Source organism: Pandoraea pneumonica (assembly GCF_902459645.1).
Classification (GTDB): domain Bacteria; phylum Pseudomonadota; class Gammaproteobacteria; order Burkholderiales; family Burkholderiaceae; genus Pandoraea; species Pandoraea pneumonica.
The window spans coordinates 260,781-287,774 of the sequence record NZ_CABPSK010000002.1 but is presented as its reverse complement, the minus strand read 5'-3'; the positions used below and the strand labels follow the sequence as shown (position 1 = coordinate 287,774).

At 63.3% G+C, this 26,994-nt stretch carries 16 protein-coding genes; 6 read left to right on the top strand and 10 right to left on the bottom strand.

All coding sequences use genetic code 11. The features are described 5' to 3' along the window. Positions 1 to 5 precede the first annotated feature (5 nt). The 4 genes from PPN31114_RS10355 to PPN31114_RS10340 all read left to right on the top strand — a co-directional run bounded on the left by PPN31114_RS10355 (position 6) and on the right by PPN31114_RS10340 (position 10,267). Positions 6 to 6,032, top strand: coding sequence for an alpha-2-macroglobulin family protein (locus PPN31114_RS10355; RefSeq protein ID WP_150679440.1), 6,027 nt, complete (start codon positions 6 to 8; stop codon positions 6,030 to 6,032). 22 nt (positions 6,033 to 6,054) lie between these two features. Next, complete coding sequence (locus PPN31114_RS10350) at positions 6,055 to 6,840, top strand: lysoplasmalogenase (RefSeq protein ID WP_150679439.1); 786 nt, start codon at positions 6,055 to 6,057, stop codon at positions 6,838 to 6,840. Beyond that, positions 6,833 to 9,118: a penicillin-binding protein 1C gene (gene pbpC, locus PPN31114_RS10345; protein WP_150679438.1), complete on the top strand. Its 2,286-nt coding sequence runs from the start codon at positions 6,833 to 6,835 to the stop codon at positions 9,116 to 9,118. Before PPN31114_RS10350 ends, pbpC begins: the two co-directional genes overlap by 8 nt. 177 nt (positions 9,119 to 9,295) lie before the next feature. Continuing rightward, on the top strand, positions 9,296 to 10,267 hold the full coding sequence (locus PPN31114_RS10340) for a delta(1)-pyrroline-2-carboxylate reductase family protein (protein ID WP_150679437.1): 972 nt from the start codon (positions 9,296 to 9,298) through the stop codon (positions 10,265 to 10,267). Between the two features lie 15 nt (positions 10,268 to 10,282). Here PPN31114_RS10340 and PPN31114_RS10335 read toward each other — a convergent pair whose 3' ends face one another. From PPN31114_RS10335 to PPN31114_RS10295, 10 genes are all read right to left on the bottom strand, one after another. Next, positions 10,283 to 11,134 (bottom strand): heme ABC transporter ATP-binding protein, encoded by an 852-nt coding sequence (locus PPN31114_RS10335; protein ID WP_370865878.1) that lies wholly within the window; start codon positions 11,132 to 11,134, stop codon positions 10,283 to 10,285. Positions 11,135 to 11,197: 63 nt separating this feature from the next. Beyond that, positions 11,198 to 12,313, bottom strand: coding sequence for a FecCD family ABC transporter permease (locus PPN31114_RS10330; protein WP_174987903.1), 1,116 nt, complete (start codon positions 12,311 to 12,313; stop codon positions 11,198 to 11,200). A 72-nt stretch (positions 12,314 to 12,385) separates the two neighbouring features. After that, a complete protein-coding gene (locus tag PPN31114_RS10325) occupies positions 12,386 to 13,276 on the bottom strand; it encodes a heme/hemin ABC transporter substrate-binding protein (RefSeq protein ID WP_150680351.1) in 891 nt (296 codons plus the stop codon). 116 nt (positions 13,277 to 13,392) lie between these two features. Next, on the bottom strand, positions 13,393 to 14,496 hold the full coding sequence (locus tag PPN31114_RS10320; protein WP_150679435.1) for a hemin-degrading factor: 1,104 nt from the start codon (positions 14,494 to 14,496) through the stop codon (positions 13,393 to 13,395). Between the two features lie 100 nt (positions 14,497 to 14,596). Further along, entirely contained in the window at positions 14,597 to 16,858 is a 2,262-nt protein-coding gene (locus PPN31114_RS10315) for a TonB-dependent hemoglobin/transferrin/lactoferrin family receptor (RefSeq protein WP_150680349.1), read from the bottom strand. A gap of 677 nt (positions 16,859 to 17,535) precedes the next feature. Next, positions 17,536 to 18,783: a radical SAM protein gene (locus PPN31114_RS10310; RefSeq protein WP_150679434.1), complete on the bottom strand. Its 1,248-nt coding sequence runs from the start codon at positions 18,781 to 18,783 to the stop codon at positions 17,536 to 17,538. Continuing rightward, a complete protein-coding gene (locus PPN31114_RS10305; RefSeq protein WP_174987900.1) occupies positions 18,752 to 19,915 on the bottom strand; it encodes an MFS transporter in 1,164 nt (387 codons plus the stop codon). Before PPN31114_RS10305 ends, PPN31114_RS10310 begins: the two co-directional genes overlap by 32 nt. Before the next feature lie 79 nt (positions 19,916 to 19,994). Beyond that, complete coding sequence (locus PPN31114_RS10300; RefSeq protein ID WP_150679432.1) at positions 19,995 to 21,002, bottom strand: radical SAM/SPASM domain-containing protein; 1,008 nt, start codon at positions 21,000 to 21,002, stop codon at positions 19,995 to 19,997. A 54-nt stretch (positions 21,003 to 21,056) separates the two neighbouring features. Continuing rightward, positions 21,057 to 21,215 (bottom strand): hypothetical protein, encoded by a 159-nt coding sequence (locus PPN31114_RS26170; RefSeq protein WP_174987897.1) that lies wholly within the window; start codon positions 21,213 to 21,215, stop codon positions 21,057 to 21,059. A gap of 128 nt (positions 21,216 to 21,343) precedes the next feature. Continuing rightward, a complete protein-coding gene (locus PPN31114_RS10295; protein WP_058376615.1) occupies positions 21,344 to 21,805 on the bottom strand; it encodes an Lrp/AsnC family transcriptional regulator in 462 nt (153 codons plus the stop codon). Between the two features lie 251 nt (positions 21,806 to 22,056). Between PPN31114_RS10295 and PPN31114_RS10290 the strand changes: the two genes are divergently transcribed. After that, positions 22,057 to 25,662 carry an indolepyruvate ferredoxin oxidoreductase family protein gene (locus PPN31114_RS10290; protein ID WP_370865877.1) on the top strand — a complete coding sequence of 1,202 codons (3,606 nt, stop codon included), beginning with the start codon at positions 22,057 to 22,059 and terminating at the stop codon, positions 25,660 to 25,662. A gap of 296 nt (positions 25,663 to 25,958) precedes the next feature. Further along, positions 25,959 to 26,987 carry a tryptophan--tRNA ligase gene (trpS, locus tag PPN31114_RS10285; protein WP_150679430.1) on the top strand — a complete coding sequence of 343 codons (1,029 nt, stop codon included), beginning with the start codon at positions 25,959 to 25,961 and terminating at the stop codon, positions 26,985 to 26,987. Positions 26,988 to 26,994: the final 7 nt, after the last annotated feature.

Below are 26,994 nucleotides of genomic sequence, written 5' to 3'. Positions count from 1 at the left end.
CCGGCATGCATAGCCGAACGCAACGAGTCTGGCCGGTAGCGCCTTTGGCGTGGGCGGCACTGAGCCTTGTCATTTTCTCGGCGTCGCCTGCACAGGCCGCACGTGTGACGAGTGTGAGTCCCCAGGGCGAAGTCGCTAGCGTCGACCAAGTCGTCGTGAAGTTCGACGAGGCCATCGTCCCAGCGGGTGACCCGCGAGCACAGGCACCTGCCACGGTGCGCTGCTCCGACCCGAAGCTCACTGGCGACGGCCATTGGCTCGAACCCAAAATCTGGGTGTACGACTTCAAGCAATCGCTGCCGCCCGGCGCGAAATGCACGGTCGAGATGCGTAGCGGTTTGTCGGCGGTGTCCGGCGCCGCGCTGTCCGGCACGACGCGCTACGCGTTCAATACCGGCGGCCCCGCCGTGACGGGCATTCGCCCGTCGTACGGTCCCATCGATGAAAACCAGATATTCGTCCTCACGCTGAACGGCGAAGCCGATCCGGCCAGCGTGCGCAAAAACGCTTGGTGCGAGACCGAAGGCATTGGTGAGCGCATCGGCGTGAAGTGGATCGAGGGCGATGCCCGCACGGCACTCCTCAAGCGATTCAATCTGGAAAAGCAGGCGCAGCGCGTTGTGATGCTGCAATGCAATCGCACGTTGGCTGCCGGTGCCAAGATGCATTTCGTCTGGGGCGCAGGCATTGCAACGCCGTCGGGCGTGGCCACGCGTCAGTCAAGACCCTTCGAATACGACGTCCGGGAGCCGTTCACGGCGAGCTTTAGTTGTGAGCGCGAGAACGCCAACGCCCCGTGCACGCCGCTGCGCCCGCTACGCCTGACGTTCAATTCGCCGGTCGCACGCGACATGGCCGCCAAGCTGCGCGTGGAAGGCGCCGGGGCGGAACGCAGTCCAAAATTCGACGCGAACGATCGTGCGTCGAGCGTCACCGATGTGACCTTCGATGCCCCGTTCCCCGAAAAGGCCGAGCTGACGATCAACCTCCCGAAGGGCTTCACCGACGACAGCGGCAGACCGCTCGCCAACGCGAGCGAGTTTCCGCTTCGCACCAAGACGTCGACGATGCCGCCGCTGGCGAAGTTTGCCGCAGCACCGTTCGGCATCGTCGAGCGCTTTGCCGAGCCCGGCATGCCGCCGATGCTGCCCGTGACGTTGCGCAAGGTCGAACCGGCGTTGCAGATCAATGGCCTGGGCGTGGCGGGCGAGGCGGCGATCAACGGCCGCACGATGCAACTGCGTGTGGACGACGATGCGCAGGTCTTGACGTGGCTGTCTCGCGTGCGCCGTTTCGACGAAACCTGGATGACGCGCAAGCAGATTGCCACCGAAATGCCGTCGATTCTCTCGGGCCCGGCGGCCAAGGACAGCTTCGGTCCCAACGCTGCGGCTACGGTCGAAGACAAAGTGACGCGTTACGACACGCGCAGCCTGTCGCTGCTCTCTGGGCTGCAAGGCGTGCAGGCGTTGACGCTACCGGTGCCGAAAGAAAAGGACCCGCGCCCGTTCGAGGTTGTCGGCATTCCGTTCCAGAAGCCGGGCTTCTACGTGGTGGAACTGGCATCCCCCTCGCTGGGGGCGGCGCTGCTCGGCAAATCGCTGCCGATGTATGTGCGCACGACCGTGCTGGTCACCAATCTCGGCGTGCATTTCAAGATGGGGCGCGACAACGCCGTGGCCTGGGTCACGACGCTGGATAAGGGGCAGCCCGTGCCCAACGCTAACGTTCGCGTGCTTGATTGCGACGGTAATGAAGTCGCGACCGCCGTGACCGACAAGACGGGCGTTGCGAAGATCGACAAGCCATTCGAGAGCTACAAGTACTGCGAGAAGAGCAGCCGATCGGGCTACTTTGTCGTGGCTCGCACGCAGGGCAATGATCCCGATATGGCATTCGTTTCCTCGGACTGGAATCGCGGCATCGAGCCGTGGCGCTTCCATGTGCCGACGGATGGCGGCAGCAGCCCGACCGTGCGTGCGCAAACGGTGTTCGACCGCATGCTGTTCCGCGTCGGTGAAACCGTGTCGATGAAACATTTCATTCGTCAGGAGACGATGCAGGGGTTGTCGCTGCCGGGTGGTTTGCCGTCGCAACTGACGATCACACACGAAGGCTCCGGGCAGACCTACACGCAACCGGTGACGTGGCGTAACGGCCGGTTAGCGGAGAACACCTTCCAGATTCCTCAGGGCGCCAAGCTTGGCGAGTACTCGGTGACGCTCGACTACACCGACGGTGACAAGCGTCCGCCCAACTACCCGGCGTCGCTCGATGCGGGGCACTTCCGCGTCGAAGCGTTCCGGCTGCCGGTGTTGGCGGGCAGCATCGGCGTGCGAGACGCTGCGAAGTCACCGCTCATCAACAAGACGGAAGCGCCGCTGAACGTGCAGGTGAATTACGTGGCAGGCGGGCCGGCCGGGAATTTGCCGGTGCGCGTGTCGGCATTGATGCGCCCGCGCGACCTGACGTTCGACGGCTACGACGACTTTAGCTTCACGCCTTATCGCCCACCCTCGGCACAAGCTGGTGCGTCGGACGACGACGACCAGAATGGCGACGAAGGGGCGGGGGCGAGCGATCAGAAGCTCGTGGCCGACAAGCAGCGGCTGGTGCTTGATCGCAATGGTGCTGGCAGTCTCACGCTCAAAGATCTGCCGAAGGTCGACCGGCCGAGCGATTTGGTGCTGGAGGCCAGCTTTGCCGATCCGAATGGCGAGATTCAGACGCTGCGCGGCAACGCCACGCTGTGGCCGGCGAATCTGATTACCGGGGTGCGCAGCGAAAGCTGGGTATCGGTGACGAACAAGCTGCCCGTGAAGGCGCTTGCGCTCGACCTGCAAGGCAAACCCAAGTCTGGCGTGGCGATGGACGTGCGTGCTGAAGCGCGCATCACCACCAGTAGCCGCAAGCGCATGGTGGGTGGCTTCTACGCCTACGACAACCGCACCGAGGTGAAGGACCTTGGGACGGTATGTAGCGGCAAGACCGACGATCGCGGACTGTTGTCGTGCGACGTGTCGCTCACGCAACCGGGTGAAATCACGCTGGTGGCGCAAGCGAAAGACGACAAGAGCAATCTGAGCACGGCCACGACCAGCGTCTGGGTCACCGGGCGCGGGGAGGTGTGGTTTGGCGGCGATAACACCGATCGTATGGATGTGCTGCCGGAGCGCCGCAGCTATGAGCCGGGCGAGACGGCCAAATTGCAGGTGCGCATGCCGTTCCGTACGGCGACGGCACTCGTGGCGATCGAGCGCGAGGGCGTGATCGAGACGCGCACGATGGAGATTTCGGGCAAGGATCCGAACATCTCGCTCAAGGTCGACCCGTCGTGGGGGCCTAACGTCTATGTGTCGGTGTTGGCGGTGCGAGGCCGCATTCATGAAGTGCCGTGGTATTCGTTCTTCCAGTGGGGCTGGAAGCAGCCGCTCGAATGGTTCCGGGCGTTCTGGTACGAGGGACGTGAATATCAAGCGCCGACCGGGCTGGTCGATCTGGGCAAGCCCGCCTATCGCTTTGGGGTGACGGAGCTTCGCGTGGGGACCGCGGGTCAGCGTCTTGGCATTGAAGTCAAACCAGACGCGGCGACGTACCCGGTGCGCGGTCATGCGAAGGTGCGTATCAAGGTCACTCAACCAGACGGCAAGCCCATGCCGGCCGGCTCGGAAGTGGCGCTTGCCGCCGTAGACGAGGCGCTGCTGGAGTTGGCACCGAACACCAGTTGGAATCTGCTCGACGCCATGTGGCAGCGCCGCAGCTACAGCGTGACGACGGCGACGGCGCAGATGGAGATCATTGGCCGCCGACACTACGGCCGTAAAGCCGTACCGGCAGGTGGGGGCGGGGGTAAGAGCCCGACGCGTGAGTTGTTCGATACGTTGCTGCTGTGGCAACCGCGCGTGGTGCTCGACGACAAGGGCGAGGCGAGCGTCGACGTGCCGCTCAACGACGCGATTTCGAGCTTCCGCATCGTGGCGATTGCCGACGACGGAAAGCCGGGTGACCCGAGTGCGAAGGCCCTCGGCTGGTTTGGCACGGGGACGGCGACGATCCGCACGACACAGGATCTGCAACTGATCTCGGGGCTGCCGCCGTTGGTGCGCGAGGGCGATAACTATCGCGCGCAATTTACCGTGCGCAACACCACGCAGCACGCCATGCAGGTGCAATTGACCGCTCGGGCGACACAACTCACGCTGGCACCGCAACGGGTCGACATCCCGGCAGGGGAGTCCCGCGAAGTGGCGTGGGAAGTGACCGCACCGACGGGGCTGGCGGATACGCGTGCGCAACGCGTGTTGTGGGAAGTCTCTGCACAAGCACCGGCGGCAGGGGGTGGTGCGGCCGCGAGCGACGCCATCAAGGTGGGGCAGGACATACAGCCCGCGTTGCCGGCGACCGTGCAGCAGTCGGTATTGACGCAAGTGGAAGGCAGCCTCACGTTGCCGATGGCACCGCCCGCCGGGGCCGTGGCAGACAGCACTGGCAAGCTGCGCGGCGGCGTGCGTGTGAGTTTGCAGCCGCGCTTGTCTCAGGGGTTGCCGGGCGTGAAGCGCTGGTTCGAGCTGTATCCATATGCCTGCCTCGAACAACAGGCGTCGAAGGCGTTGGGATTGCGTGATGTCGCGCAGTGGAAGCGCGTGACGGGCACGCTGCCGTCGTACCTCGACGAAGACGGTTTGGCGAGTTACTTCCCGCCGCAGGAAGGTTTTGCGAATCAGGGCAGCGACACGCTGACCGCCTATCTGCTTGCTGTCAGCAATGAGGCCAAGGCGCTCGACCCGGCGTATGCCATCCCCGACGATGCGCTCGCGCGCATGGAAGACGGGTTGGCGGCGTTTGTCGAAGGACGCTTGACGCGCAAGTTCTGGGCTCCGCGTGACGACCTAACGCTGCGTAAGCTCACGGCGATCGAAGCGCTTTCGCGCTACGGCCGCGCCAACGCGCGCATGCTCAGTTCCCTGACGATTGCGCCGAACGACTGGCCGACGTCGGCCGTCATCGACTGGTACGCCATCTTGCAACGTCTGCCCGACGTGCCGCAGCGTGCCGAGCAAATGGCGCAGGCCGAGCAGATTCTGCGTGCACGGCTGTCGTATCAGGGCACCCGCGTGGGCTTCTCGACACAGTCGAGCGACGGGCTCTGGTGGCTGATGGTTGGCCCCGAGACCAACGCCGCACGCTTGGCGTTGCTGATGAACGCCAACCCGGCGTGGAAGGACGAGATGCCGCGTTTGGTCATTGGTTTGCTCGGTTTGCAGTCGCGCGGGGCATGGTCGACGACGACGGCAAACGTCTGGGGCGGGCTGGCGGTCGATCGCTTCTCGGCGCGTTTCGAACGCGACACCCCGACGGGCCAGACGGCGATCCAGTGGCAGCGCGACAACCAGACGAGCGGCGGCGTTCAGACCGTCGACTGGGACAAGCTGAAAGCGGGCACCGTGCCGCCGCCGGTATCGCTGCCTTGGCTCGCGCAGGCCGCACCCGGGTCCGATAGCGGACGCGACGTGCTGCGGCTGGATCAGGGCGGTGCAGGCAAGCCGTGGGCGACGATTCAAAGCCTCGCAGCGGTGCCGCTCAAGGCACCGTTCTCGGCGGGTTATCGGGTCACGCGTACGGTGCAGGTGCAGGATGCCGCCGACAAATCGGGCGACAACTTTGTTCGCGGTGCCGTGTTGCGCGTGCGCCTCGATATCGATGCGCAAGCCGATATGCGCTGGGTCGTCGTGAGCGATCCGCTGCCGGGCGGCGCAACGGTATTGGGCGGCGGGCTGGGTCGTGATTCTGCGATTGCGACGCAGGGCGAGCGCAGCGAAGGCGCGATGCCAGCGTTCGAGGAGCGCGCGCAGGATGTCTACCGTGCCTATTACGACTACCTGCCGAAGGGCCAACACCGTATCGAATACACAGTGCGCCTGAATAACGTCGGCAAGTTTGCGACGCCGCCCACGCGTGTCGAGGCGATGTACGAACCGGCCATGTATGGCGAGTCGCCCAACGCGCCGGTGCAGGTCATTCCGGCCAAGTGATGAATCGGAGCATGAGGACGTTATGACGTCGAACTTCTTCCAGCCGTCGGCGGTTTTGCCGCGCGAATCCCGGCGCTTCTGGTGGCTGGCCGCTGCCGCGGGTGCCGGGTATGCGATCTCATTGCGCGGGGCACCGTATCCCGATCAAGCGGTCGCGAAGGTGTTCCTGTGTGCGCTGTTGTTGTTCGCGGCGCTATATCACCGCGTACCCGGCGAGCGTGGGTGGCTGTGTGCGGCACTGATTTTCTCTGGTGCGGGCGATGTCCTGCTGGCGTTGCCGGAGATGGCGCAAGGGTTCGTGCTGGGCCTCGGTGCGTTTCTGCTGGCGCACTTGGCCTACTTCGTCTTGTTCTGGCGCGTTCGCCGCCGTTGGTCGCAAGTGCCGGGGTGGCATCGAATCGCCATCGTGCTGGTATGGGTCACGGCGGCGCTCGCTTACGTGATGTATTGGCCCGGCATGGGGGAATTGAAGGCGCCCGTGGTCTGCTACGTGATCGTGTTGGCCATGATGGCCTCGGCGGCGCTACTTGCCGGTGTCAGCGGTGAGTGGGCCGCGGTCGGGGCATTGCTGTTCACGGTGTCGGACGCGCTGATCGGCACCACACGCTTCGTCGGCAGCGTGCCCGCGCAGGAATACGCCATCTGGATTCTTTACGCACTGGCGCAACTGCTGCTCACGGCTGGCATTCTGGCCGAACGTCCGGGGAGCGTGTCTCACGTTCCCGGGAGTCGCGGGGGTGGCAGGGGTGACGGCACAGACAGCGACGGCGCAACGCGTGGAAATCGTGGAGACGTGCGCGGTGCTTGATGTTCGCCGACTGACGGCCTCCGCCGTCATCGCCCTCGCGCTTTGCACGCTACAGGCGGTGCAGCCTGCGCATGCCGTGCCGTCGTTCGACGACGTGCGGCAAGACTGGCGCGCATCGGACTGGATTCTGCTGGATCGCCACGGGCAGCCGTTGCAGCGTCTGCGTGCAGATATGCGAGCGCAGCGCGGCGATTGGGTCACATTGGCCGATGTATCGCCCGCGTTCCGGCAGGCGTTGATCGTGTCGGAAGACAAGCGCTTTTACGAGCACAGCGGCGTTGACTGGCGAGGGGTTGCCGCTGCCGCGTGGGGCAATCTCTGGCATTCCCGCACGCGAGGTGCTTCGACGTTGACGATGCAACTGGCAGGTTTGCTCGACGACGATTTGCGGCCGAACACGCGCAATCGCTCGATGACGCAGAAGGTCGGCCAAGCGGCGACCGCCGTGTGGCTCGAACAACGCTGGCGTAAAGATCAAATTCTCGAGGCGTATCTGAATCTCGTGCCATTCCGCGGCGAACTGGTTGGGATCTCGGCCGTGTCGCAGACGCTCTTCGGCAAGCTGCCGATCGGGTTGGACGCACGGGAGTCCGCCATCGCCGTTGCGCTGCTGCGCGCGCCGAATGCGCCCGCTGCACGGGTTTCGCAGCGCGCGTGCGGCATCTTGCGCGATATGAATTCGGCAAGCGGGCAGGGCGGCGCTGCTAACGACTGCAACGGCTTGGAGGGGTACACGCAGCTCGTGTTCTCGCGGCCCGCCAGCGTGATGACCACACGGGACGCGGTCAGCCTGGCGCCGCACTTTGCACGCCGTGTGTTCTCGGCAAGTCGGCCTCCGGCGGGAACGCGTTTGACGAGTACGCTCGATGCCAACTTACAGCGTATGGCCGTCACCACGCTGCAACAGACGCTGCGCGAACTGGGTGCCCCAGGGCGCGGGCGCAATGTTCAGGACGGTGCGCTGGTGGTCATCGACAACGCCAGTGGCGATATCCTCGCGTGGGTAGGTTCGTCGGGTGCATTGTCGGCGGCGGCGCAGGTCGATGGGGTGACGTCGTTGCGTCAGGCGGGCTCGACGCTCAAGCCATTCCTCTACGCACAAGCGATTGGGGAACAACGGATGACGGCGGCATCGTTGCTCGACGACTCGCCGCTGGACCTGCCGACAGGCGGTGGCCTATACATTCCCCAAAACTATGACCGGCACTTCAAGGGGTGGGTGAGTGCGCGCACGGCGCTGGCATCGTCGCTGAACGTGCCAGCGGTGCGCACGCTGGTCATGGTGACGCCACGCCGCTTCGCGCAGACGTTAGTGTCGCTGGGGCTGCCGCTCACCCAAAGCGGCGATTACTACGGTTACAGCCTCGCGCTGGGCAGCGCAGACGTCACCTTGCTTTCGCTGACCAACGCCTACCGTGCGCTGGCCAACAACGGTGTGGCGAGCGACACGCGTGACCTGATGCCCGCGTCCTCGCGCGCCAGCAACGGCAAACTCGCTGCCAACGCCAACGCCAACGCCAACGCGAGTTCGCGGACGACCGTTTTCTCGCCGCAAGTGAGTTTTATCGTCTCGGACATGCTCTCCGATCGTCAGGCGCGCACGCGTACGTTCGGGCTCGACAGCCCGCTCTCCACGCGTTACTGGACCGCGGTGAAGACCGGCACGAGCAAAGACATGCGCGACAACTGGGCGGTGGGATATTCGCGCCGTTACACGGTCGGTGTCTGGGTTGGGAATGCGGACGGCGCGCCGATGTGGGATGTCTCCGGTGTGTCTGGCGCGGCGCCCATCTGGCACCGCGTCATGGATTATTTGCACCGCCGCACGGCCAGCCTGCCGCCCGCGCCGCCCGCAGGCGTCGAGCATGTCGCAGTGCAGTACGCCGAGCATGTCGAACCCGCGCGCGAAGAGTGGTTTCTCGCCGGTACGGCGCAGAGCACTATCGCGTTATCGTCGCTGGCGTCGAAAGCCCCGAGCGGCCCGCTATGGCGCATCGCGGGGCCGGCCGATGGCACCATCGTTGCACTCGACCCCGACATTCCCCCGGCGAATCAACGCTTGTGGTTTCAAGTGGCGGCGGCGTGGCCCAAAGGTGCCGCATGGCGACTCGATGGCAAGCCGCTGAGTGGCAGCGCACGCGTAAGCTGGCTGCCCTGGCCGGGACGCCATACGCTCGAACTCGTCGACGCATCCGGCGCGGTTCGCGACAGTGTTCGTTTCGAGGTACGCGGAGCGAGCGTGAACGACGGCAAGCGCATGCGCAATGCGAGTCGCTAAGCGTATGTGCTTATTCCGCAACAAGGATTGCGCGGTTTAATTTTGGATGGGGCAGACGCGTCGACGCGATGCGCGCTACACTAAAAATCAGACTTGGCAATGCGTGACGCGATGTGTCGGTGGCGGGTCGATCCCCCAACGGTGTGCGCGCACACGCCCTGTAGCGGAGACACATCGATGATCACGCTGGATGCGCGGCAAACCGCGCAGTTGCTACCTTATCCGCAATTGGCCGACGGTATCGAGGCCATGCTCATGGAGATGCGCTCGGGCACGGCGCGAGCGCCGGAGCGTCTGCACTTTCCCCTGACCGAACCTGAACGCGGCCGTCGTGGCGGCGTGTTGCTTGTGATGCCCGCCGCCAATCGCGACGTGGCGATGACCAAGCACATCACCGTGCATCCGGAGAACTGCCGCGCGGGCAAGCCATCGATCATCGGCGAAGTGATGGTGTTCGATCCGCATACCGGCGAGCGCCTGATGCTGCTCGACGGCCCGACGGTCACCGGGCGTCGCACGGCTGCTGTCACCTTGTTTGCCGCGCGCAAGTTCGCGCCACGTCCGCAGGGGCCGGTGCTGATCGTTGGCGCGGGTGTACAGGCGCGAGCACATCTGGAAGCCTTTGCGGCGGGCATGGGCACGCGTCACTTCATGATTTTCTCGCGCAGCCCGGAGCGCGCTCACGCGTTGGCCGATCATGCGGCCACGCTCGGCGTCGAAGCCACGGTCGTCGATGCTATCGAGCCGGTGTTGAGCACTGTGAGTATCGTCATCACCGCAACCACCAGCAGCGAGCCGGTACTGCCCGATAGCGACGCGATGCGCTGGCGCGACGACATCTTCGTCGCAGGCGTAGGCGCTTTCCGCCCCGATATGCGCGAACTGCCGCCGCAGTTGTGCCGTGACGCCGCGGTGCGCGGCACGCTCGTTGTCGATACGTGGGAAGTCAAACACGAAGCCGGTGATTTACTGCACGCGGCGATCGATTGGGGCCGGGCGGCACCGTTGCTCGACGCGATCATCACCCCCGACCGTTTCCGTGCAAGCGGCCCGGTGCTCTTCAAGAGCGTGGGTTATGCGCTGTGGGATCTGGCAGCGGTGCTGTGCGCGCGTGCCAATCTCAAAAAGGACGGCGTGCCGGAGGCGTGAGCGATGTGCATCGGCCTACGCCGGTAACGCAATCGGCACGCCAGCGGCGCCTGCCGACAGATGCGCAATGTCGGGGGTAATCACGTGAACGGGCAGGCCGAGCGTCTGCTCGATGAGGTCGGCGCGCATGATTTCGCGTGGCGTGCCCGTCGCCAGAATGCGGCCATCGGCCAGCAGCGCCATACGGTCCGCATGACGCGCGGCGAGGTTGACGTCGTGCACGATGGCCATCGCACCGAATCCCCACGACTTCGCGAGTTCACGCGTGAGCGCAAGCAGATGATGTTGATGCGCAAGATCTAGCGCCGCCGTCGGCTCGTCGAGCAGCAAATAGCGCGGCACCGACGGGATCGAAGATTCACCCGCCGCGTCCGAAGGCCACAACTGCGCCAGCACTCGCGCGAATTGCACGCGCGCCCATTCCCCGCCAGAAAGCGTTGTCACGTCGCGATGCAACAGCGGCCCAGCGCCCACGCGCTCCAGCGCTGCCGTGGCGATATCGGTATCGCTCGCGCCGCGTGCGTTGCCGCGACGTGGCGTCGAAAACGGCAGCCGCCCCATGGTCACGATTTCCAACGCGCTGAACGGAAACGACAACTGCGCCGTTTGCGGCAGCACGGCACGCAAACGGGCGAGTGCTGCGGTGGTGTATTGCGACAGATGCGCACCGTTGAGTGTGATGGCGCCCGACACTTGCGCACGCGGCGACATCGGCTCGCCCGCAAGCGCTTTGAGCAATGTGCTCTTACCCGCGCCATTGCGCCCGAGCAGCACGAGCAATTCACCGGGACGGATATCGAGCGACAGACCGTCGAGCACGGGCGAATCGGTATGGGCGATCGTCAGATTGTGGGCACTAAGCATGATGAAGTCCTGTCGGGTCTCGGGGCTCGCGTCACGTTCGTCGTTCCACGGTTCCCATTCCGTATTTCACAACCCGAACTGGCCACGGCGTCGCCACAGCAGCATCAGGAAGAAGGGGGCGCCGAGCAGTGCCGTCAGAATGCCGAGCGGCAACTCCGCAGGCGACACCCACGTGCGAGCGACGAGGTCGGCGAGCAATGTCAGAATCGCGCCGAACAGCGCCGCCGCAGGCAGCACCGCGCGCGGATCGGGGCCGACCACCAGCCGCACGATATGCGGTGCAATCAAGCCGATGAAGCCGATCATCCCGCTCGATGCCACGAGAGCCCCCACGCACAACGCACACGCGACCATCACTCGGCGCTTTACCGACTGCACGGCCACGCCTAGATGCAACGCTTCGGCTTCACCGAGCAGCAGCGCGTTGAGCGAGCGGCACTGACTCGCCAGCACCACAATGCCGAGTGCCACCGGCCACACGATCACGGCCAGCATCGGCCATTGCGCGCCGCCTAGGCTGCCGAGTGTCCAGAACGTGAGCGTGCGCAGTTGCGTGTCGTTCGCGAGATACGTCAGCAAGCCAATCGCAGCGCCGGAAATCGCGTTGATGGCGATACCCGCGAGCAGCAGCAAGGGCAGGGCGAGACGGCCACGACCCGCAGCTAGCCGATACACGAGCGCGGTGACGCCCAGTGCGCCAACGAACGCCGCCAACGGCAGCATCCAGAGCCCGAGCGATGCTGCCAGCGCCGCGGGCAGCAATACGCCGCCCATCACGATGACACCCGCCGCACCCAGCGCCGCACCGCTCGCGACGCCGATCAGACCGGGGTCGGCAAGCGGGTTGCGAAACAACGCCTGTAACGCTGCGCCAGCGGCACCGAAACCCGCGCCGACGAGCATGCCGAGCACGATGCGCGGCAGACGAATCTGCAACATCACGCTGCGTGCCTGATCTTGTACGAAATCGCCAGTGGCGCCACGAAACAGCGCCGTGATGGCTTCGCCCGGCGCGATCCGGTACGCGCCCCCGCACAGCGCCGCCAGCACGGCGAGTGCAAGCAATGAGACGAGGACGGTCATCACCAGCCATCGTGGCGGACGACGGCGAGCGATGCCTGTGACAGGGCGAACGACGGCGCGCGATGGCGACGGCGCGTTGAGCGGGGGAGCGGCTGACATATCTTCGTTCAATTGCTGACCTACAGCTGACCTATAGCGGGCCGGTCGCCAAAAGCAGACGCCCGGCGCGATTTACGCGGCGTGCACGCGCTGCGCGAGTTCCGCCACGGCCTGTGGCAGACGCGGACCGAAGCCGAGCAGATAGAGCGCATCGAAGCTCACCACTCGCTTGGCGCGTCCCGCAGGCGTGTTCGCCAACCCCGGCTGTGCCAGCAACGTCGCCGCCGGATCGGCGCTCGACGGCCCAGTCGTCGTGGTGAGCAGCACATCGGGCTGCGCGGCCACCGCGGCTTCTGCCGTGAGCGGGCGGTAGCCCGTAAAGCCAGAGAGAGCGTTGTCGGCACCGGCGTAGGCGAGCATCGCGTCGGCGGCGGTGTCCTGACCCGCGACCATCACCTGATTGCCGGTGTGGCCAAGGATGAACAACACACGTGGTCGGCGTTGCTTGCCATAGCGTTGCGTAATCTCGTCGCGCGCTTTCTGCCAGTCCGCCATGAAGCGCCCGGCCACGCGTGCGCCGTCGTCGTTCAGGCGCATCGCGGCGGCGACATCGCGAATGTTGTCGCGCACCAACTCGGCCGTGTAACCGTGCGTGAATCGCTTCACCGGCACGCCCGCCGCGGCGATCTGCGTGAGCACGTTCGGCGGCCCGGCTTCGGCGCCCGCGAGCAACAGATCGGGATGCAGCGACAACACGCCCTCGGCGGAGAGCGTGCGCAGATAGCCAATCTTCGGCAGCTTCGTGGCGGCTTCGGGGTAAAGGCTGGTGAGGTCGTTGGCCACCACACGGTCCTGCGCACCGAGCGCGTAGACGATTTCCGTCAGCGCGCCGCCCGCAACGACAACGCGCTTCGGCCCCGCTTCTGGTCCCGTTTTAGGCCCCGTTGCATTGGCACCGGGGGCGGGCGTGGCCGCCCACGCCGACGCGAGCGGCGAGAGCCACGCCCCCGCCGCAACGGCCATGCCGCCCGTGAGCAGCGCTCGCCGGGCAGCGTTGCCCGGCACACCCACGGACGTCACCGATGACGTGCGCGTGAGCGTGTCATGGGCGTCACGTGCGTCGAATTTCGTTTTCACGCTCACGCTCCCGTCACAGCGGTGGCAGCGGCCACGCGACCCAGCGTTGCACGCCAGTCTTCGCGTTCGGCCTGACCCGGTTTGCGCTCACCAAAGAACATGGCAATCACCATGCCCGAGGCGTCGAGCAATTCGAGCGACGACACGATGCCGTCCGACGTCGGCTTGCGCACGACCCAAGCGGTGGCGACGAGGTCTTCGCGCAGGTGCAGGTTGAAGCCAGCGTCGAGCACATTGACCCACGGCCCCATCACGCGGATGTTCTTCACCGGGCCGGTGTGAATCTGAATCATCCCGGCATTGCCCACGAACACCATGATCGGCAGGTCGGTGCCCGCAGCATCGTCGAGCAGCGTGCGCACCGACGATGCGGGTACGCGTTGCGCGTGCTCTGCGGGCGCGAGACGCAAAGCTTGCGCGCGCGATACGCCGTGACGGCGAAGCATGTCGAAGAACTGGTGCGTGTCGGTCATGGCGAGCCAGTCGCGCTGGAACGCGGCAACGTCGATGTCGGCGTCGGGCGTCTCGGCCTTCGGCGCGTCGGCGGCGACAACGTGTTCCCCCGGGGTCTGATCGTCGGCGCGGAACTTCGCGACGAGCGCGTCGTACGCGGCAACATCGCTGTGGTCGCGCAGGAACATCTTGTGCACGGCGGTGCCGGTCTTATCGAAGAATTGCAGCGAGCGGCGCGGACCGTTCTCGGCTGGCGTTTCGACGGCGTAACCGTAGGCCCACTGGTGATAGAAGATGCGCAGATCGAGTTCTTTGCCGAGGCCCAGACCGATGGTGCCGTTATGCGAGAGCTTCTCGTAGGGGCCATCCTTTTCGTGCACGGCGGCATTGTTGCGCGTGAGCGCCATGACGCGACCCAGTGCGGGCAGCGCTTCGACAATCTCGATGAAGTCGGGGCGCAGGCGCACGACGTGTTCACCGACAAACGCGGCAACAGTCTCGCCTTCGGACACACCGAGTGCGGCAGCGGCGTCGCGATCGCGCAGATTCTGTTCGGTCTTCACGCGTTGGAATTCGCTGCGCAGACGGGTGACGTCGGCGAGTGCGGGAAACACTGCGTTGGCAGCGGCGGTGGCGTTCTGAGCATTCATCATGGCAAATTCCTTTGTTGCGGTAGCTTGCTGGCAGGTGGCTTGAAGTTAGCTGGCAGGCGCCCGCGCGGCGGCGGGCGCATCGTCTGACTATCCCGAAGGATCAGTACTGCAATTTCAGGCTCACAGCCACGCTGCGGCCCGGTGCCGAATACGCGTCCTTCACGTTCGACGTCTCGGCGATGTTGCGCACGTCCGACCAATTCCAGTACTTGCGATCGAACACGTTGTAGACGCCCGCATAAACCGTGGCGTGTTTGTTGATGTGATAACCGCCCGAGAGGTCGAGCACGATCGACGAGCCCGGTGCCCAGCAGTTTTGGTTCTGCTGCGTGCCCGAGGTGCAGGTCTTCGCGATCTGGCTTTGCGACTTGGCGGCCTGGAACAGCAGGTCGGCTTGTGCGAACCACGTGCTGTTCGGCTCGTAGCGCACGCCCAGCACCATCGAGAACGGGTTGATGGTGTTGAGCGGCTGGCTGCTCGAACCATCGTCTTCCGTCGTACCGTGCGTATAGGCCATCGCCGTGCGCAGCGTCACACCGCCTTTGAGTGCCCACGTCGCGCGGCCTTCCCAGCCTTGAATCCGGGCGCGGCTGAAGTTCACGTACTGATAGATGAGCGGATCGTTCGGGCGGCCCGAACCGCTGATGTTCTGCTGCGAGATGAAGTTGCGGTAGTTGCCCGCAAACACCGCGGTGCTATACGTGACCGGCCCCAACGTGGTGGCCAGACGCCCGCGCAGACCGAGTTCCACCGTGTCGCTCGTTTCCGGCTTGAGGTTCGGGTTGGCGATCGACATGTAGCCATACAGCGGGTTCGCAAAGCCGTTGTTGACCTGATCGGGCGTCGGGGTACGGAAGCCGCGCGCGTATTGCACGTACGGAATCAGCGACGGCGCAATTTCATACATGATCGCCAGACGCGGCGAGAACGCCGAGTCGTTCGACGAGGTGGGGGCGACCGGTTGACCGCTCGCCGATTGCGAAACATACAGCGGGTCGTTTTGCTTGGGCGAGAGCCAGTAGGCGTCGTAACGGATGCCCGGCGTGACGGTCAGCGCGCCGTAACGGATTTCATCCTGCAAGAACGCACCGAAGAGCGTGTAGTCGGTATCGGGGAACGCCTTGTTCGGGAACGATTCACCCGCCCCTGGCACCGTGCCGTTGCGATAGCTGGTGATGAAGGCGCTGCTCGCGTCCGTGCCGTACACGAGCTTGTGGGCGAGCGGGCCGGTCACGAAGTTGCTCTCGGCTTGCAGCGAGCCGCCGATGGTGCGTTCTTTGTACGTGTTGTCGCGCGTACGATCGCCTGCGGTGCGTTTTTCGTACGCGTACTGATTGTTCTTGGCGTCTTGGTAGTAGAACAGCGCGTGCACGTTCTGCACATACGCTTGCGACGCGTCGTTGAAGTCGTAGTCGAGGCTGACGCGGTTGCGCTCTAAGCGGTCGCTGGTGGTCAGCCCGAGGGTCGTCGGCGGATTGACGGCGGACAGCACGCGGGTGTCGACGCGGCGGCGCACGTTCTCGGCGGTGAGCTTGAAGGTCGAGGTCGGCGTCGCCTTGAACACGAGCTTACCCAGCACCGAGTCGCCATTGCTGTCTTGCGGATTGGCGGTGGTGCGCGCGGTGCTGGCGGTGTTGTTGCTGCCGTGGCTGTCGAGTTCGTGGCCCTTGTTGCCGTCGATGATCACCATGCCCTGCCACTGCTCGCCGCCCCAGGCGGCTTGGGCCGTGGTGCCGAAGCTGCGGTCCATCGAGTTGTAGTACGGGCGCAGCGAGAAGTAGGTCGACTTGCCGAAGGTATCGAGCAAATCTTGCGGATCTTTGGTCAGGAAGTTGACCACGCCGGTCAGGCCGTCGCTGCCGTAGAGCGACGATGCCGGGCCACGCAAGATTTCGATGCGGCGCAGGATGTCCATACTCATGTAGTCGCCGCGACCGGCTTCGAGCGGGCCGAACGAGTAACCGGACGGCATGCGAATGCCGTCTTCGAAGAGGGCGACGCGGTTGCCTTCGAGACCTCGGATATTGATGCTCGAGTTGCCGTCACGCCCGCCGCCCAGCGCGGCCGAGCCGGGGCGATAGGGGGCACGGCGCACCGTGACGCCGGGCTCGTAGCGCAGCGCCTCCTTGATGTCTTGGGCTTGCTGCTCTTCGAGGTCCTGATCGGTGATGACCGAGATCGAGGCCGGTGTGCGAACCGATTCGGTGGGCGTGCGCGTGGCTGTCACGTTCACATCTCTCAGCTGGACTTCGGCGACTTGCAGCGGTGCTTTGGGCGATGTCTGGGCGAGCTGGACGGCCGGTGCGGCCGACGTCGTGGCATCGACCGGTGCCGGGGCTTGCTGCGCGTAGGCGGCAGACATTCCGGCAGGCAACCAGACAGCGGCAAACACCGCGCGCACCAGCGGACGCAGGCGCCGACGGTTCTCACGAGCGCGTTCGCTGCGCGAGTCTTCGATGCGATGACCGGCGCTGTGGCCGGTACGAATCGAAGTGGTGGCGCCGTGTCCCCGGCGCGTGGTCATGACAAATTGGCGGTCCCCGCCGCTCGACGACTGCTTCACTGCTGGCTCCCAGTGCAAATAACCCCGTTGCTGGCTGGCAAGCGCTCGTGGCAATCGTCGTGTTCCGCGGTGTCGTATGACAGGGCGGAGCACGCTGGCAGGCGCGGCTGGCGAAATCTCGTGCCACCCGGCCGCATGTTTTTCGGCCTTGGGACAACGAACTTGTCGTTCTTAAATAAGAATCATTCGCATTTTTAACGAAAAACGAAACCGGCGTCAAGCGGGAATTTCGACCGAAGTGCAAAACACGTTCTGTTGCAGGCAACGGTGAAAAAAGGCGCGCGCCGAGTCTTCGTTGGGAAAATACGAACACGCGATCCGTAGGAAGTCGTCGAGTGAGAAATCTGCGTTTCGGAACTCGGTGATGAGTCGATACCCGGCTTCGTTGAAGCGGAGTATCTCGAAGGTGTTCGCGTTAAAAAGACTTCTGTCGTGCTTGCGCTCGACTAGCGATTTGTTAAATCGATACACAGCTTTCACTCCGATATTGTTGGGGGAATCACGTCGCCCGCGAGACGCTGGGTAATGCGGGTATAGAGCGCGTGTTCGGACGTTTTCGCATCGCGCACGTAGTACGGAAACTCATCGGGTCGTATGACGGGACGTATGCATTCGAGCGCCCACAAGTTCGCCATCCTCTCGTCATCGGCGCGGTATTCGCGCTGAACATTGGCGCGCAATGTGCCCGTCGCGATGTGTCCGAGTTCGTGAAGCACGGTGAATTGGTCAAGCGGCCAGTCGAGTCCATCGCGGATCAGGACCGTATGTAAGCCGCCCTCGGCAAACACAATGCCATTGCAAGGAAGTCCTTCGTTCACATCGAGAATGGATCGGATGCCTAAATGACTACTGTGCAGAGAAATGACTGCATCGAAATAGTTCGAGATTCGTTCACTTAGCCACGCTCTGTATTGATACGACAGGGTGTTGGCTTCGCGCAAATGACCAAATCCGGGGCCATCCTCGCCGCTTCGAAGCGTGCCGTCAGCTGTGACGACAATCGGTGGCCGACCCATGGCGCGTGTCGGCAATCGTTCACCACTATGGAAGTCGTAACCCAGCACAACAACACGGTCGGACCAATCGTTGGCGTCAGCGAAGTGTTTCGTCAGCGAGAGTAACTTTGCGCGCGTGGACTCGGGAATTACCGTTGCCCCCTGAATTGGCCCAACCTGCTCGTAGAAGGCGATTTTGACTTTGTGGATATCGAGTTGCTTCGCTAGGTCGAGTAGCGGAACGAGCTCGGAGCGGTTCTCCATGCTCAGACAGGCCGCGATATTGACGAGGATTCCGGCGTTTTGCAGCCGCTCGACGTTTGCCATCACGTTGCGAAAGCTGCCTATCCCGCGACGACTATCGTGCAGCGATGCAGTGGCTGAATCGAGACTGACTTGAACACAAGGGATGCCCAATTCGGTCAACAACGCAATGTGTGCAGACAGCAGATAGTCACCGGAAATGCCGAGCAGCGGCAGAATTCGATGTCGACGAATCGTGCGAAGTATGGGGTCGAGGTCAGGGTGCCGAAGTGGGTCGCCGCCAGAAACGACCATCATATGAACGCCATTTTTCGCGGCGTCTTCCACGACGTTTTCCACATCGGCAACAGACAAACGGTGACGACCGATTTCGTCCGTCTCAACAAGATAACAATGCGGGCACCGGGAGCCACATTCGGTGGTGATCGTTAGGCTAATTGTCTGAGGGATGGGAAGTGCCAACATTGTCGCGGGAACGGTGAGAGAGGGTCACAAGCACGATTAAGGCCGCAATCGCGAGCGTATTGATCAACCGGTAAGCGGTAGTGAGATCGACGTTTTCCGCAAGGGCACCAATGCCAAACACCGCGAGCGCGGTCAGTAGCGCACGAATGAGATTGGCGATGGATAGCACCGTGGTTCTGGCAGGTGTGCCGCTAGGGATCTCGCGATTGATGCGATAGCTGTAGTACGACGGGAATATCCCGCGAACCAATTGATGCGCCGCCACGCTCAGCAACAACAATATCGGGGACGTTTCCATAAGCGCGAAGGGGAGCAATCCCGCGATGAAAACCGCGATGACGACGAGTTCCGGATACCCTCGATCCAGCCACGGTTTGGGGAGTTTCGAAAACAGCTTGGCGACGCCCCCGCCAAGCAGAACAAGTCCACAGAACGCAGCGCCGAAGTACTTCACCGGAATGCCCGTATCGAGCATGAGTGGCTGGTACGCGTTAAAGGAAGCGCGCACGCATGCGAATGTGATGGCCAATCCGGCGAATAACACGCAGAGCGTTGGCGAGGTCAGCGTAATGCGCCATGCCGAAGCGAGCACGTTTCGAATCGAGAGCGATGGTTCGGCAGGTGCTGACAATTCCCGATGCGTTGCGGACGGCATTCGCAGCAGCAGGTAGAGCGTGAGCAGAGCAAGGGCCGCCGCATCCAACAGAAGGGGCAATGCGAGCGAGTAACCCGCTAGCCACCCACCGACAGTGGCGGCAAGTGCGGCACCCCAAAGCCCGAGACCTGTTGCTTCCGCCATGACGGCGTGGAACTGCGGGGTTGCCTGGCGTGCGGCGAATGCTTCATACATCGTGGCTTGAAACGTGCCGCTAGCCAGGCAACTACCGACGGCATACATCAGTGCGACAAACGCCAGAGAGAGATGATTATTCGCGACGACCAATAGGACGATTGCGCCGACATAAATCGTGTTTCCCGCAATCAGGCATTTCTTTCGCCCAAACCTATCTGCGCAAGCCCCTGCGGGCACCTCCAACAGCCAGTTCAGAACGAAAAGACTCGCAGTAAATGTGCTGAATACGGAAAAGCTGAACCCGGCATACTCGACGAAAAAGATGACGAGTATGGCCATTGAAAATATCTCTGGCCCTAGCAGTGCCTGCGTTAGTGCGAGTCGTCGCCAAAGTCGTAGGTCTTTCGACAACGACACGTCACCTTTCATCACGAATCGCCTCGTTGCCAAACAAGTCTTTGCCGTAAGACTGGTATGCGAGATGACAGCCATGTTGATGCACACCCGCAAAATCAGCACGGTCTGTCTGATCTCTCCACCGTGCGAATAGCGGTGAATCCCGCCAAATATCGGCAAGCGATGTGCCTTCTCCGAGGCGGCGGGTCGTTCGCTCGCTTTGCGTTCTCATGTCGCAAGCGGAGACGGAAAGATCGCTGTTGATGATGATCGTGGTGGTTCCGGCGCCGCATCCGAACGTGCCACGTTGTTGCATGTGTTGAGTAGCGCGAGGAGTGATGGCGATGCGCCGGAGGAAAGGTCCACCGTCGATCTTTAGGCCGGGATGTTTTGCGCAAGCCGCTGAAAGTGAAGTCACGATTTCGCGGCAAATGACTGGCGTAAGGCTCAGTGCCTGCGCTGCCTTTGCCCCTGAACCGGTCGGGATGAACGGGGCGAGCTTCACTTCCGAGACGCCCAGCTTTTCTGCCAGATCAAGACATTGCGGTAACTGTCGGTAGTTCTGCGCCGTCATGGTGTACGCGAGCGTGACGCAGGCACCACCGGCCACTAGCGCTTCGACACCGGCAGTGATTCGAGGGAAGGTATTCGGCCCCCGTATCGCTTCGCAGGCCTCTGCCGTTGCGCCCTCAAGGCTGACTTGAAATGCGCTTGCCCCGTGCTCTATGAGGCTCAGGACACGCTCCGGCGTGGCATACATACCGTTTGTGGCGATGCGGGTGGTAATCCCGAGCGTGGTGAGGCGCCCCATGAGCAACTCAAGATCATCTCGAGTGAGCGGCTCTCCGCCCAAGATGGCGACACTACGAACGCCCGCATCCGACAGTTCATCCGCGACGTCTAGCAATCGCCCAAGGGGCGGCCTCAGCGTGTAGTCGTCGAGATAACAGTGCCGACAGCGGAGATTGCAGCGATTGGTGACGTACCACTTTGCGAACAGGGGGGTATGCAGCCAATGCACCTGTTTCATCGGATTCTCCCGTTTTCCGTCGGCTCCGGCGTACGCCGGAGCGGCGAGGTGCGTTCAGAATCCGAGAACGTTCGAGCTGCTCAGGCAGCCTTCGACTGAGATGACTTCGAAATCGGGGATTTCCTTCAGGCCATCGTCTTCGATGGCACCCTCGGTAACGATCGATTCGTCAGGGTTGGGGAATGGGTTAGGAACGGGGTCTTGCGATTGCATGCGAAAGCCCTCCGATAGGCTTGTTTTGAGGGACGGATCGTCGAGACTCGGGTGATCTCGACGTTTTCGCACTATCCGGAGTTGACGCGTCAATGTATATGGGCGAACTCCGAATTTGTCGCAGCCGGTTAGACCGGCAAACTCGTATCGAACTTAATCTCGCGCAGCACCACGCTCGTTTTGACGTGAGCGACGGCGGGCAGTCGGAAGATGTGTTCGTGCAGGAAGGCGTCGTACGCCTTGATGTCCGGCGCCACGATTTTCAGGATGTAGTCGGCCTCGCCGGTCGTGCTGTAGCACTCGGTCACTTCGGGACACGTGCGGATTTCACGCTCGAACTGTTCCGTCCCGCCTTCCGTGTGGCGCGTGAGTTGTACATGCGCGAGCGCACATACATGCAGCCCCAACTTCTCGCGATCGAGCAGCACCGTGTAGCGCTGGATCACGCCGTTTTGCTCCATCTCCTTGATGCGCCGCCAACACGGCGTTGCCGACAGCCCCACGTTTTCGGAGAGCTCCTGCGCCGAGCGGCGCGAGTCGATCTGTAACAACCGCAGGATCTGCCGCGCAAAGTTGTCGAGTAATTCCATTTTTCAAAATCCGCTATTTCGAAATGAACGTTTCGTATTCTGCGCCAAACGGAGTGAAATAGTAAAAATCTTTCTCCTGCCTGCCCATACACTGCTTCCATACGGACGCTCGCCTGTCCCCGTTGGGCCGGGCGCGACAACGAACATAACGACACGCCCCCGAAGCTCGGCCGCAGCATCGATCCCCCCAGGACCGGTCGATGCCCCCAGCAGGCCGCACGGGGTTCAGGAGATACACGATGAATGCCCCCATGCGCGCCGCGCTTGCGACGCCCACGGCCAACCCGCTGGCCCATCCCGACTATCAGCTCTCCGACGCGCTCACGGCTCGCCGCGGCCAGATTTTCCTCACCGGTACGCAAGCTCTCGTACGCATTCTGCTGATGCAACACCAGCTCGATGCCGCGCGTGGCCTGAACACCGCCGGTTTTATCAGCGGCTATCGTGGCTCACCGCTCGGGGGCGTGGATCAACAGTTGTGGAAGGCGAAGAAGCTGCTCGACGCCGCCAAGGTCAAGTTCCTGCCCGCGATCAACGAAGAGCTCGGCGGCACGGCCGTGATGGGCACGCAACGCGTGGAAGCCGACCCGGAACGCACTGTCGAAGGCGTGTTCGGCATGTGGTACGGCAAGGGCCCGGGCGTGGATCGCGCAGGCGACGCGCTCAAGCATGGCAACGCTTACGGCGCGTCGCGCCACGGCGGCGTGCTGGTGGTGGCGGGTGACGATCACGGTTGCGTGTCGTCGTCGATGCCGCACCAGAGCGACTTCACGATGATGTCGTGGAGCATGCCGGTGCTGAACCCGGCCGATATCGGCGAACTCGTTGAATTCGGCCTCTACGGCTACGCGTTGTCGCGGTTCTCGGGCGCATGGGCAGGCTTGAAAGCCATCTCGGAAACTGTGGAGTCGCGCGGCACCGTCGACCTCGATAAGATCCGCACCGATTGGGCCGAGCCGCTCGATTACGTCACCCCCGAAGGCGGCCTGCACAATCGCTGGCCCGACCTGCCGAGCCTCGCGCTCGAAACGCGTTTGGCCGCCAAGCTCGACGCCGTGCGCGCCTTCGCCCGTGTGAACAGCATCGACAAATGGATTGCGCCGACGCCAGATGCCGATATCGGCATCGTCACTTGCGGCAAGGCGCACCTCGACCTGATGGAGACGCTGCGCCGTCTGGACATCACCATCGACGATCTCGCGGCCGCAGGCGTGCGCATCTACAAGGTGGGGTTGTCGTTCCCGCTGGAAATGTCGCGTCTCGATAGCTTTGTCTCGGGCCTCAAGGAAATTCTCGTCATCGAAGAGAAGGGCCCGGTCGTCGAGCAGCAGATCAAGCAGTACCTATACAACCGCACGACCGGCTCGCGTCCCATCGTGCTCGGTAAAACCGATACCGATGGCCGTGCGCTGCTCTCCGCGCTGGGCGAACTGCGTCCGTCGCGCGTGCTGCCGGTGTTTGCCGAGTGGATTGCCAAGCATCGCCCGGCGCTCGATCGCCGCGAGCGTGTGGTCGATCTCGTGGCACACGACATCCTGTCGAACGAAGCCGACGGCGTGCGCCGCGTGCCGTATTTCTGCTCGGGATGCCCGCACAACACGTCGACCAAGGTGCCCGACGGCTCCATCGCGCAGGCGGGTATCGGCTGTCACTTCATGGCGTCGTGGATGGACCGCGATACGACCGGTCTGATTCAGATGGGCGGCGAAGGTGTCGACTGGGCCGCACATTCGAACTTCACCAAACGTCCGCACGTCTTCCAGAACTTGGGTGACGGCACGTACTTCCACTCGGGTCTGCTCGCGATTCGTCAGGCGGTCGCCTCGAAGGCGAACATCACCTACAAGATTCTCTACAACGACGCGGTTGCCATGACCGGCGGCCAGCCGGTCGACGGTTCGATTTCGGTGCCGCAGATCGCGCGTCAGGTCGAAGCCGAGGGCATCGCCAAGCTGGTGGTGGTGAGCGACGAACCGGAGAAGTACATCGGTCACGAAGGTCAGTTCCCGAAGGGCACGACGTTCCATCACCGCAGCGAACTCGATGCCGTGCAGCGCGAGTTGCGCGAGATCGCTGGCGCGACCGTGCTCATTTACGACCAGACCTGTGCGGCGGAAAAGCGTCGTCGCCGGAAGAAAAACGAATTCCCGAATCCGGATCGCCGTCTGTTCATCAATGAAGCCGTGTGCGAGGGCTGCGGCGATTGCGGCGTGGCGTCGAACTGCCTGTCGGTCGAGCCGGTCGAGACGGCGATGGGCCGCAAGCGCCGCATCGACCAGTCGTCGTGCAACAAAGACTTCTCGTGCGTGAACGGTTTCTGCCCGAGTTTCGTATCCGTGAAGGGCGCGGCGCTGAAGAAGGCGCTCGCGGCGGCGTTCGATCAGGCGGCGTTCGAAGGGCGATTGAATGCACTGCCGGAGCCGACAGCGCTCGCAGGCGATGCCCCGTTCGACATCATGGTCACGGGCGTGGGTGGCACGGGCGTGGTGACGATTGGCGCGCTCATCACGATGGCGGCGCACCTCGAAGGCAAGAGCGCCTCGGTGCTCGACTTCATGGGCTTCGCGCAGAAGGGCGGGGCGGTGCTGTCGTTCGTGCGTTTTGCGAATACGCCGCAGGCACTCAATCAGGTGCGTATCGATACGCAGCAAGCCGACGTGCTGCTGGCATGCGACATGGTGGTGGGGGCGAGCGCCGATGCGCTGCAAACCGTGCGCCGCGATCGCACGCGTGTGGTGGTGAATACGCATGCGATTCCGAACGCGACGTTTGTACAGAACCCCGACGCGAATCTGCACGCCGATGCGCTGCTCGCGAAGATGCGTCATGCAGCCGGTAACGACAAGCTCGACGCATGCGATGCGCAGGCGCTGGCGCAGCGTTTCCTGGGCGATACGATGGGCGCGAACATCATCATGCTCGGCTTCGCATGGCAACTGGGGCTGGTGCCGGTGTCGCTGGCCGCGCTGCAACGTGCTATCGAACTGAACAACGTCGCGGTGCCGATGAACCAACTGGCGCTGGCCATTGGGCGTCTGGCCGCAGGCGACCCGACGGCGCTCACGCAGACGACGGCGAAGGCCGTGAATCAGCCGGTGCATGCGCCGGTGGCTGCTGACATGTCGTTCGACGAACTCGTGGCGCATCGCGTCGATTTGCTCACGAAGTATCAAAGCGCGGCGTATGCAGCGCAGTTCGCTAGCTTCGTGAAAGACGTGGCCGATGCGGAAACGCGTGTGGCCGGAGCGCCGGGACGTCTGTCGCGTGCGGTGGCGCAGCAGCTTTCGCGGTTGATGGCGTACAAGGACGAGTACGAAGTGGCGCGTTTGTACGCCGAGACGTCGTTCACCGATGCGTTGGGCGAGACTTTCGACGGCAAGCCGGGCCGCGACTTCCGTCTTGAGTTCCACATGGCCCCGCCGCTGATCGCGCGTGGCAAGGACGGTGGCGTGCCGAAGAAGGTGACGATCGGTCCGTGGCTGTGGCCGGTGTTGCGTGGCATGGCGAAGCTGCGCGGTCTGCGCGGCGGTGCGCTTGATGTTTTCGGCTACACGCTGGAGCGCCGTATGGAGCGTCAGTTGATCGCTGACTACCGCGCGACCATCGGTCAGGCGCTGGCGGGTCTGAGCGCCGAGACGCTGGCCGACGTGGCCGCGTTGGCAGAAGTGCCCGCGAAGATTCGCGGCTACGGGCACGTGAAGCTGGCGAATCTGGTGATGGCCAAGCGCGTCGAAGCGACGATTGCGGGCCGCCTCGATGTCACGCCGTCCACGGGCGCCGCAGTGGCCGAAGCCCTCGCGCATGCATGTAGCAGCGGCAAGTCGCTCAAGGGCATTCCGGTGGTGACGGCGCGGTAAGCGGACGTAGCATCGATTGATAAGCTGTAAATGCCGTTCAGTGGCAAGACTGAACGGCATTTTTTTTGATCCGGTGAGATTGCGGCGCGCCCGTCCATGTACCGGTGTATCACTGCCCAAATTCACCCGCCCTCGCAGGCGTTTCCATACCGGCATTCGGCCAACGCGCTACCATTCGGGAGTTACGGTTTTCGCGAGTGGGTGGACTCGGCGCCGGACGGGCTCGCGACAGCGGCTCGGCACTGGGCGTCCGCCCGCCTAAGCGGTTGGATAAGCAGTTGATTATGGAGAGAAAAATGAGTGTTTCGAAGTCGCCTGCGGACCGCAAGGTCATTCTTACGGGTGACCGCCCGACCGGCCCGCTGCATCTGGGTCACTACGTCGGCAGTCTGAAGAACCGCGTCGCCTATCAGCATGAATACAAGCAATTCGTGCTCGTGGCCGACGCGCAGGCGCTCACCGATAACACGGACGATCGCGGCAAGGTGCACCGCAACGTCTCGGAAGTGGCGCTCGACTATCTGGCCGTCGGCATCGATCCGAGCGTGACCACCATCTGCGTGCAAACGTGGCTGCCCGAACTCACCGAACTCACGTTCTACTACCTGAACCTCGTCACGGTGGCTCGCCTCGAGCGCAACCCGACCGTGAAGACGGAAATCGGCCTGCGCAACTTCGAACGCGATATTCCGGCAGGCTTTCTCACGTACCCGGTGAGCCAGGCCGCCGACATCACGGCGTTCCGCGCCACGCTCGTGCCGGTGGGCGAAGACCAACTGCCGATGATCGAGCAGACGAACGAAATCGTGCGTCGCCTGAACCGGCTGGCCGATCGCGAGATTCTGGTCGAAACGAAAGCACTCGTGCCGCCGATCGGGCGTCTGCCGGGGATCGACGGCAAGGCGAAGATGAGCAAGTCGCTCGGCAACGTGATCAACATTTCGTCCACGCCGGATGAGATTCGCAAGGCGGTGAAGAACTGCTATACCGATCCGCTGCACTTGCGCGTGGAAGACCCGGGCCACCTGGAAGGCAACGTCGCGTTCGCGTATCTCGACGCGTTCGACGAAGACAAGGAAGGCCTGCAAGCCATGAAGGACCACTACGTGCGTGGCGGTCTGGGCGACTCGAAGGTGAAGGCGCGTCTGGAAGATCGTCTGCAAGAGCTGCTGCGCCCGATGCGCGAGCGCCGCGAAGAGTACGCGAAGAACCCGGACTACGTGTGGGACATGCTGCGTGCTGGCACGGAACGCGCCCGCGAAACCGTTTCGCAAACGCTGGAAGATGTTCGCTCGGTGTTTGTGACGCCGGGTTGGAAGAAGTAACCCTGCG